Source organism: Leptothrix sp. (in: b-proteobacteria) (assembly GCF_965250675.1).
Taxonomy (GTDB): domain Bacteria; phylum Pseudomonadota; class Gammaproteobacteria; order Burkholderiales; family Burkholderiaceae_C; genus Sphaerotilus.
This window is the reverse complement of sequence record NZ_CBDFPH010000003.1, coordinates 407,139-414,841: the sequence shown is the minus strand read 5'-3', so window position 1 is coordinate 414,841 and position 7,703 is coordinate 407,139. Positions and strand designations below refer to the sequence as shown.

Here is a 7,703-nt window from a genome sequence, read left to right as displayed (position 1 = left end):
CTCGTCGGCGCGCTGGCGGGCGTGGGCGGCAGCCTGGCTCCACTCCACCACCAGGTCCAGCCGCTGGCCGCCAGCAGGACCAGGAAGCCCAGCATCACGGCGCCCACGGCGTGGGGCGGAGGTCAGCTTCATGCAGGGCTTTCAGCGATCCGCCGGTGGCTCGGCGTTGGCGTCTGGCGCCGGCGTGCCGTTGCCTCGCACGGTGCGGGGCTTGCCGTCCGTGTCCTGGCCGGTGCTGGCCACGTCCATCACGCCGCCCAGCGCCGGGTCTTGCGGCGGAATCACCACCCAGGTGGTGGTCTCGGTGAACGGATCGGGCGGAATCGCGCGCAGGTAGCGGCGCGTGACCAGGTCCTGCAGTTGTTCCGGGTAGCGGCCAGGTCGCCGTAGTGCTGGTCGATGGCTTCGCGCATCAGCGTGACGTTGCGCTCCAGCACCCGCTGCTTGCCGCGGTCGAGCGCATCCATGTAGGCGGCAGCGCAATGGTCAGCAGCAGGCCGATGAGGGTCATCACCACCACCAGTTCCATGAGCGTGAAGCCGCGCGAGGCGCGCCTGCAGGTTGAGCGTTGCATGCGCGTCACCATTCCTGGTACGGCTGGCCGTTGAGGCCTTGCCGGGGTGGCGGGAGTAGACGTCGAACACGTCCTCGCCCGAGCGTGGCGCGTCCGGCGGGCTGGCGTAGCTGCGCTGGCCCCAGCTGCGCACGGCGCTCAGCTCTGGGTCGGCGAACGGATCGCGCGGCAGGCGGCGCAGCAGGTAGAGGCGCCGGCCGTCCTTGTCGCCCACCAACGGCACGCCGTTGACCAGCACGTCCAGGCTCTGCGGGTAGCCGGAATCACCCGCCTGCCGGCTGATCTGGCCCTGGTCGGCGGCGCGCTTGTGGCGGTCAAGCGCGGTGCGAATCTCGCGCAGCGCCTCGCGCAGCGCCTGCTCGCGGCTGCGCTGCACGGCCACTTCGGCCATCGGCGCGGCCCCATCGCCAGCACGCCCAGCAGCGCGAGCGTGATGACCAGCTCGATCAGCGTTGAAGCCCCGTCCCGCCTGTCCCGGCCTGCGCATGGGCTCAGTCTCCCGGTGACCGCTTCGGCGGGCGCAGCGTCTGCCGGTGCGACGGCTGTCGGGGATCGGCGCGGCAGCTGGGCGTCGGTGCAGCAGCAGGTACAGTGGTGTGCCGGTGCGGCGTCCAGCGGCACCCGGCCTGCCTGGGGTCGGGCCTGCGGCAGCCCCAGCGTGGGGCTGCTGGCGGCAGGGCTGACCGCCGGGTTGGCGGCAGGATTGGCCGGCGTGCGTGGCACGCTACCGGGCTTGAAGGCGCCGGGGATCGTGGTTGGCGCGTTGCCGGCTGCAGTCGGCCGCTGGGGTCGTGCCGGTGCGCACGCTCACCAGCGGGGTCGATGCGCAGCTGGCGTTCGCGCACCAGCTGTTCGGTGCCGCTCCAGACCTCGCCGTAGCGGCCCTCGGGCGTGACCTGGGCGCGCACGATGCGCGGCGTGATCGACAGCACGATCTCGCTCTTGCTGCCGTTGGCGTTGGTGCTGGTGAACAGCCGGCCGAGCGCGGGCAGCTGGCCCAGGCCGGGCAGCTTGCTGGCGGTGTTGCGGTCCTGGTCGTTGATCAGGCCGGCCATGCACCTGGGTTTCGCCGTCGCGCAGGCGCAGCGAGGTGGTCGCGTTGCGGGTGCCGATCTGATAGGCCACGCCCGACTGGGTCGTGATGGTCTTGGAGATGTTGCTCACCTCCAGGTTGATCTTGATGCCGACGTCGCCGTCGGTGTAGACCTGCGGCTCGACTTCGAGCTTGATGCCGACGTCCACGTACTGGATCGAGCCGGTGATGACCGAGTTGGCGCCGTTCTGCTGCGGCGAGATCAGGTTGGTGATGACGGGCACCTTGTCGCCGACCAGGATGCGGGCTTTTTCCTTGTGGCGCACGCGGATGCGCGGGCTGGCCAGGATGTTGGTGTCGGTGTCCTGCAGCAGCAGGTTCAGGCCCAGGCTCAGGCCGCTGGCGCTGAGGTCGTTGCCGGTCAGGCCGCGCAGCGCGCCCAGCGTGGCGGCCGTCGGTCGGGCGTGGCCAGGCTGAAGGACTCCGGAAACTTCAGGCCCCAGGTTGGTGAGCCGGTCGGCGGAGACCTCCATCACCTCGACTTCGAGCATCACCTCGGGGTCGGCCACGTCGTTGGCGGCGATGAGTTTTTCGGCCACGGCGATGGCGTCGGGCGTGTCGCGCATCACCAGGCTGTTGGTGCGCACGTCGGTGACGATGTCGCGCGTCTTGAGCATGGTCCTTCAGGATCGAGGCCATCTGCGCGGCCTCGATGTTGCTGAGCTGGAAGCTGCGCACCTTCAGCTCGGCGTATTCGCGCTGCTTGGCGGGCGTGGCCGGGTAGATGAACAGCGTGTTGCCGTTGAGCACGCGCTTGTCGAGCTGGTTCTGCAGCAGGATCAGGTCGATGGTGTCCTCGACCGACGCGCTCTGCACGTAGATGGTGGTCTTCAGGTCGGCGCGCACGTCGCGGTCAAGGATGATGTTGACGCCCGAGGTGCGCGACAGCGCCTCGAACACCATCCGGACGTTGGCGTCGCGGAACTGCAGCGTCACCGGGCGCTTGAAGGCGGCCTGCAGGCCGCTCTGGCGCTCGCGCTCGGCGCGCTCGGCCTCGATCTGGTCGTCGACCTTTTTCATCAGCGCCAGCAGCAGCGGCTGGCCAGGCAGGTCGCGCAGGGCGCGCTTGACCTGGTCGCGTGCCTGTTCGGCCTGCTTGGCCTCCAGGCTGCGCTCGACCTGCTGTTCCACCAGGGCCGCGCGCTTGCGCGGTCCTGCAGCGACTGCAGGCCGCGCAGCGTGCGCTCGTTGCCGTTGTCGATCTGCAGCACCTGCCGGTAGAGCGCCACGCGCTTCGTCGCTGCGGCCGGCGTTGCGGGCTTCGTCGGCGCGGGTGTTGAGCGACTGCAGCGCCAGCGTGCGCTGCGAAAGGTAGTCCAGCCGGTAGCGGGCGTTGCCCGGCTCCAGTTCGCTGGCCTTGCGCAGGTTCTGCAGCGCGACGCCGGTGTCGCCGTCGTTGAGCGCCTGCAGGCCGTCTTCATGCAGCCGCTGGGCGGCACAGCCGGTCAACAGAACGGTGCAGGCGATGGCCAGTGCCGACAGGCCGCGGCGCAGGGCAGGGGAGGGGGATCGAGGAGGGCATCACGAGGGGGCTCCGGCAAGCGGCAGGCGCACGGTTCTGCCTTGCTGCACGTGGGTGAACACAAGTTCGGTGGCGCGAATGGCGTCGAGGCGGAAACCACCGTCGAGCACCTCGCCGGTGCTGGCGACGATCAGCTTCTCGCCGATGGCCAGGAAGACGCGCTGGGCGCTCGACTGCGGGTCGTCCAGCATGCCGATGAAGCGGTACGGCAGCACCAGCGGCGGCGGAGGCGGCGGTGCGGCCTCGACCGGCGCGACCACGGCCTGCGCCGGTGCCGCCACGACCCTGGGTGCCGGCGGCGGCGGGGGCAGCCAGTCGCGCACGCTGAAGGCGTTGGTCGTCTTGGCAGTGGCTGCGGCAAAGCGCAACTCGCGCTCAGCGGGGGTGGCCGGCGCCGGGTCTTCTGTCGTGGCCTTGGCGGTGCCGGGTGGCACGGCCTGAGGTGGGGCTGATTTCGTTGGGCCGCACGGCAGCGCGCGGCGCGCGTTCGGCTGCCGAGACCACGGTGCTGTCGTCTTCCCCGGCGGTGACGATCCACAGCGACCAGGCGCCCACCACGGCGGCCACCGCCAGCAGGACCGGGCGGCGCGCGCTCACGAGCCGCTCCCCTGGTAGTAGAGGCTCAGGTCGAGCGTGGTCTGCAGCACCGACTGCTGGGTGTCGCTGCGCTCGATCTGCAGGTTCTCCAGCGCGGCGTGCGGCAGGCCGTTGAGCATGCTGGCGACGAACTGGCGCAGCTGCGTGTAGCTGCCGCGCACCGGCAATTGCACGTGCCACTGCACCAGGCCGCCGTCGCCGGCGCTGACGGGTTCGAGCTTGTAGTCGGCGCGCGGCAGCTCGACCTGGCTCTGGCGCGCCAGGCTGATCAGCGTCATCAGGTCGGCGCTGCGCTGGGTGAATTCCGGCAACTCGTCCTGCGGTCGGGTCACGCGTTGGGCGGGCGCTGCGGCCTTGGCTTGCTGGGCCGAGCGGCGCATGGCGGCGTCGATGCGCGCATCAAGCTCGCGGCCACGGTCTTCCAGATGCGGGCGAACGACCAGCGTCAGCACGGCGGCGATCAGCAGCAGCACCAGCCCGAGCAGCGCCGGGCGGCCCAGGCGTGCCTGCCAGAGGATCTTGAGCGGCCGCCAGGGCGACGGATGGCTGGGGAGGGTGTCGGACACGGTGCGGTCGCTCGGGGTCATCGCGGGCCTCCGGCGCTGCGCACTTGGTCCGCGGGGGACATGGTGGCGGCTTCTGGCTTGACGGTGGCGCGCGTGGGCACGGCGTCACCCGCCATCGCGAACGCCATCAGGGGCTTGGGGGAGGCCTCGGCCGAGGGGGTCGGCGCGGGGAGGGATGTGGGTGTGGGTGCGGGCATCACTGCCGGCGGCGCGGCAGGCGTTGCGAGCGGGGCCGGCGCGGCACGCCACTGGGCTGTCACGCGGAAGCGGATCGGCTGGCCGGGGGTCTGCTCCTCGGTCTGGTGTTGCAGCAGCAGCACGTCGGCCAGGCGGGCGTCGCCCTGCAGTTCGCGCAGCCAGGCGACCATGCTGTCGAGGTTGCGTGCCAGCGCGGTCAGGCGCAGCTGGCGGGTCGGCGCGTCAGGCTCGACCTGCAGCAGGCCGATCTCGCTGCTGGCGTGCTGTTCCAGCACCGCGAACAGCTCGCCCCACGGCGCGTTGAGACGCTGCAGCAGTTCTTGCGTGCGGGCCTGTTCACGCTTGTCGCCGGTGGGGGTGATGCGGGTGGAACGGGCACCGGGCGCCGCAGAGGTCAGCGCTGCCAGGCGCTGCTCGCGCTCCAGCTGGGCTTGCTGTTGTTCCCACAGTGGCAGCGCAGCGGTGGCCAGCAGCGCCAGACCGGCGATCAGGATCAGCCAGCCGGCCCACGGCGTGGGCCGGCGTTGCATGAAGTCGAGGCGGTTCAGGCGCTTCATGGCGCGACTCCGTTCAGGCGCGGCGGCTCGGTGACGGGGCCGGACAGGGTCGAGGCCGGATCGTCCCGGGTCCGGCCAGATTCTTTCGGCAAGGCGCTGCTGCCCTTGGCGCTGCCGGCGGGCGACGGCACCAGGCCGCGGCGCGAGCGTGGCGACCAGACGTAGCGGCACAGCGCCTTGCTGTGCGGCAGCAGGTAGACGACACATTCGCTGGCGCGCTCTTCCGGGCGACTGTCGCGCACGAAGGCGCGCAGGCGCTGTTCCATGGTGACGACGTCGCCCGGATCGAAGCGCTCCCAGTGCAGGCTCACGGGCAGGCCTTCGCTCAGGCGCACCAGCGACATGCCTTCGTCGCGCAGCAGCGCGAGCACGGCGTCGTCCTCGGGGATCTGCGGCGTCAGGTGGCGCAGGTCTTCGACCAGTGCGGCGTGCAGATGTCCGATCGAGACGCCGGCGAGCGTCAGCGCCTCGGTCCAGGCGGCCAGGTCGCTCTCGGTCATGGCCGCGGCCAGCCAGCGCCGGCCGCCGGCCAGCGGCAGCACCTGCACGCGCAGGTCGGTCAGGCCGAGCGCCTCGGACAGGCGCGACTGGGCTTCCTGCTCGGCCTCGGCCCAGTCGAGGTCTTCGTCGAGCAGCAGGTAGTACAGGTACTCATCGGCCACGATCAGCCGCGCCCGCGCCGGCAGGTCGTGCACGTCGGCCAGGCGCAGCGCCGAGATGGCGGCATTCAGCGCACCCGCGCCGTCGCCCGAGCCGCTGGCCGTGATGCGCGGCGTGCCGGACCAGCCGGGCTTCAGCACTTCGGCCAGACAGCTGCGCCGGTGCAATTCGAGTCGCAACTCACTCCTGAACCGCAGAGACACGATTGGCTTCCTCCAGGGTCGAGATGCCGGTGCGCACCAGGTTGAGGGCGGCCTGACGCAGGGTGGTCAGGCCCTTGCGCTCGGCGGCGGCGCGCAGCGCGGCGGGGCTGGCGCGTTCGGCGATCAGGCTCTTCATGTCGAGGTCGATGGTCAAGGTCTGGGCGATGGCGCGGCGGCCCTTGTAGCCGGTGCCGCGGCAGTGGCTGCAGCCCATGCCGCGCATGAAGCGCCAGCCGTCGTCGAACACCTTGGGGCTGAGGCCGCTCAGCGCGATCAGCTCGGCGCTGGGGCGCTCGGGTTCGACGCACATCGGGCAGCTGATGCGCATCAGGCGCTGGGCGACCACGCCGTTGAGTGCGGCCACCAGGTTGTACGGATCGACGCCCATGGTCGACAGGCGGCCGATGACGTCGAAGACGTTGTTGGCGTGCACGGTGGCATAGACCTGGTGGCCGGTGAGCGCCGCCTGCACGGCGATCTGGGCGGTCTCGGCGTCACGCATTTCGCCGACCATGATGCGGTCCGGGTCGTGGCGCAGGATCGAGCGCAGGCCGCGTGCGAAGGTCAGGCCCTTGGCCTCGTTGACCGGAATCTGCAGCACGTCGTTGAGCTGGTACTCGACCGGGTCTTCGATGGTGATCATCTTGTCCTGGCCGGTGTGGATCTCCGACAGCACGCCGTAGAGCGTGGTGGTCTTGCCCGAGCCGGTCGGCCCGGTCACCAGGAACAGGCCGTAGGGCATTTGCGCCTGGCGGCGGATGAAGGCGGCGGACGGCTCATCGAAGCCGAGGTGGTCGACCGACAGCTGCTGGTCGGCAGCGAGCTGGTAGCGGTCGAGCACGCGCAGCACGGCGTCCTCGCCATGCAGGTTGGGCATGATCGAGACACGCACGTCGATTTCGCGCCCCGAACGCGACAGCTTCAGGCGGCCGTCCTGCGGCACGCGGCGCTCGGAAATGTCGAGGTCGGCCAGCACCTTCAGGCGCGAGATCACGCGGTCGGCGAAGTCGCGTCCTTCGGGGCGGCTCACGCCCTGCAGCACGCCGTCGAGCCGGTACTTGACCACCAGCCCGCGCGGGGTCGACTCCAGGTGGATGTCGCTGGCCTGCGCCTGCAGCGCGTCGTAGAGCGTGCCGTTGAGAAAGCGCACCACGGGGCTCTCGTCGGTGCTGATCTGCGCCAGCGAGAGTTCGAGCGTGCTGCTCTCGCCGGACTGGGCGCCGTCGCGGCTGCCACCGGCGTCGGCCTGCAGCGCACGGGTTTCACGCTCCAGCCGGCCGTAGAAGGCTTGCAGGTCGGCCATCGGCGTGACGAACCAGCGTGTGACCGGGTGGCCGGCCTCGCGCAGGCGCGCTTCCATCCACAGCCGGGTGCTGCGGTCGAACGGGTCGGCCAGCACCAGGTCGAGCGCCTGGTCATTGCGGCGCAGCGCCACGCACAGCCGGCGCTGGCCCTGCGCGAACGGAATCACGGTGAAATCGGCCAGTTCGGTGCGCGCCTGGCGCAGGTCGCCCAGCAGCATGCCGCTGGCCTGGCCGAGCCAGCGCCGGTAGGCGGCTTCGCGCACGGGAGCAAGCGCGGTCGAGTCGACGCGGGTGTCGGCTTCGAAGCGCGCGTTCAGGCGCTTGGCGATGGCGCGCATCTGCTCCTGCAGCAGGCTGCTGGCAGCGTCCTGGACTTCGTAGGTGGGGGCTGCTTCGGCGTCGGCCTCGTCGCGCGTGGGTTCCATGGGG

At 70.9% G+C, this 7,703-nt stretch carries 10 protein-coding genes and 1 pseudogene; all 11 read right to left on the bottom strand.

Annotation, left to right across the window (positions count from 1 at the left end):
- Positions 1 to 141: 141 nt before the first annotated feature.
- The 11 genes and pseudogenes from AC5IG3_RS07460 to AC5IG3_RS07410 all read right to left on the bottom strand — a co-directional run bounded on the left by AC5IG3_RS07460 (position 142) and on the right by AC5IG3_RS07410 (position 7,699).
- Entirely contained in the window at positions 142 to 285 is a 144-nt protein-coding gene (locus tag AC5IG3_RS07460; protein WP_491905645.1) for a hypothetical protein, read from the bottom strand.
- Positions 282 to 965, bottom strand: a complete 684-nt coding sequence (locus AC5IG3_RS07455; RefSeq protein ID WP_491905644.1) for a hypothetical protein — start codon at positions 963 to 965, stop codon at positions 282 to 284. The genes AC5IG3_RS07460 and AC5IG3_RS07455 overlap by 4 nt, the downstream gene beginning before the upstream one ends.
- 100 nt (positions 966 to 1,065) lie before the next feature.
- Positions 1,066 to 1,629: a secretin GspD/PilQ domain-containing protein gene (locus AC5IG3_RS07450; protein ID WP_491905643.1), complete on the bottom strand. Its 564-nt coding sequence runs from the start codon at positions 1,627 to 1,629 to the stop codon at positions 1,066 to 1,068.
- A gap of 61 nt (positions 1,630 to 1,690) precedes the next feature.
- Positions 1,691 to 2,140 (bottom strand): annotated as a pseudogene (locus tag AC5IG3_RS07445) (secretin GspD/PilQ domain-containing protein); the annotation flags it as partial.
- Positions 2,100 to 3,116, bottom strand: coding sequence for an STN domain-containing protein (locus AC5IG3_RS07440; protein ID WP_491905642.1), 1,017 nt, complete (start codon positions 3,114 to 3,116; stop codon positions 2,100 to 2,102). The gene AC5IG3_RS07440 and the pseudogene AC5IG3_RS07445, both read right to left, overlap by 41 nt.
- A 72-nt stretch (positions 3,117 to 3,188) precedes the next feature.
- Positions 3,189 to 3,623, bottom strand: coding sequence for a hypothetical protein (locus tag AC5IG3_RS07435; RefSeq protein WP_491905641.1), 435 nt, complete (start codon positions 3,621 to 3,623; stop codon positions 3,189 to 3,191).
- Entirely contained in the window at positions 3,565 to 3,786 is a 222-nt protein-coding gene (locus AC5IG3_RS07430) for a hypothetical protein (protein WP_491905640.1), read from the bottom strand. The genes AC5IG3_RS07435 and AC5IG3_RS07430 overlap by 59 nt, the downstream gene beginning before the upstream one ends.
- The gene (locus AC5IG3_RS07425) at positions 3,783 to 4,352 is read right to left on the bottom strand and encodes a hypothetical protein (protein WP_491905639.1); all 570 of its coding nucleotides are present in this window, start codon (positions 4,350 to 4,352) and stop codon (positions 3,783 to 3,785) included. Before AC5IG3_RS07425 ends, AC5IG3_RS07430 begins: the two co-directional genes overlap by 4 nt.
- A gap of 17 nt (positions 4,353 to 4,369) precedes the next feature.
- Positions 4,370 to 5,107: a hypothetical protein gene (locus AC5IG3_RS07420; RefSeq protein ID WP_491905638.1), complete on the bottom strand. Its 738-nt coding sequence runs from the start codon at positions 5,105 to 5,107 to the stop codon at positions 4,370 to 4,372.
- Positions 5,104 to 5,946, bottom strand: a complete 843-nt coding sequence (locus AC5IG3_RS07415) for a hypothetical protein (RefSeq protein ID WP_491905637.1) — start codon at positions 5,944 to 5,946, stop codon at positions 5,104 to 5,106. Before AC5IG3_RS07415 ends, AC5IG3_RS07420 begins: the two co-directional genes overlap by 4 nt.
- A 1-nt stretch (position 5,947) precedes the next feature.
- Positions 5,948 to 7,699 carry a GspE/PulE family protein gene (locus tag AC5IG3_RS07410; RefSeq protein ID WP_491905636.1) on the bottom strand — a complete coding sequence of 584 codons (1,752 nt, stop codon included), beginning with the start codon at positions 7,697 to 7,699 and terminating at the stop codon, positions 5,948 to 5,950.
- Positions 7,700 to 7,703: the final 4 nt, after the last annotated feature.

Bases quoted from the DNA above. Each gene is read 5' to 3' on its own strand.
- AC5IG3_RS07455 (WP_491905644.1), bottom strand. From the start codon at position 965: ATGGCCGAAGTGGCCGTGCAGCGCAGCCGCGAGCAGGCGCTGCGCGAG.
- AC5IG3_RS07450 (WP_491905643.1), bottom strand. From the start codon at position 1,629: ATGGCCGGCCTGATCAACGACCAGGACCGCAACACCGCCAGCAAGCTG.
- AC5IG3_RS07420 (WP_491905638.1), bottom strand. From the start codon at position 5,107: ATGAAGCGCCTGAACCGCCTCGACTTCATGCAACGCCGGCCCACGCCG.
- AC5IG3_RS07410 (WP_491905636.1), bottom strand. From the start codon at position 7,699: ATGGAACCCACGCGCGACGAGGCCGACGCCGAAGCAGCCCCCACCTAC.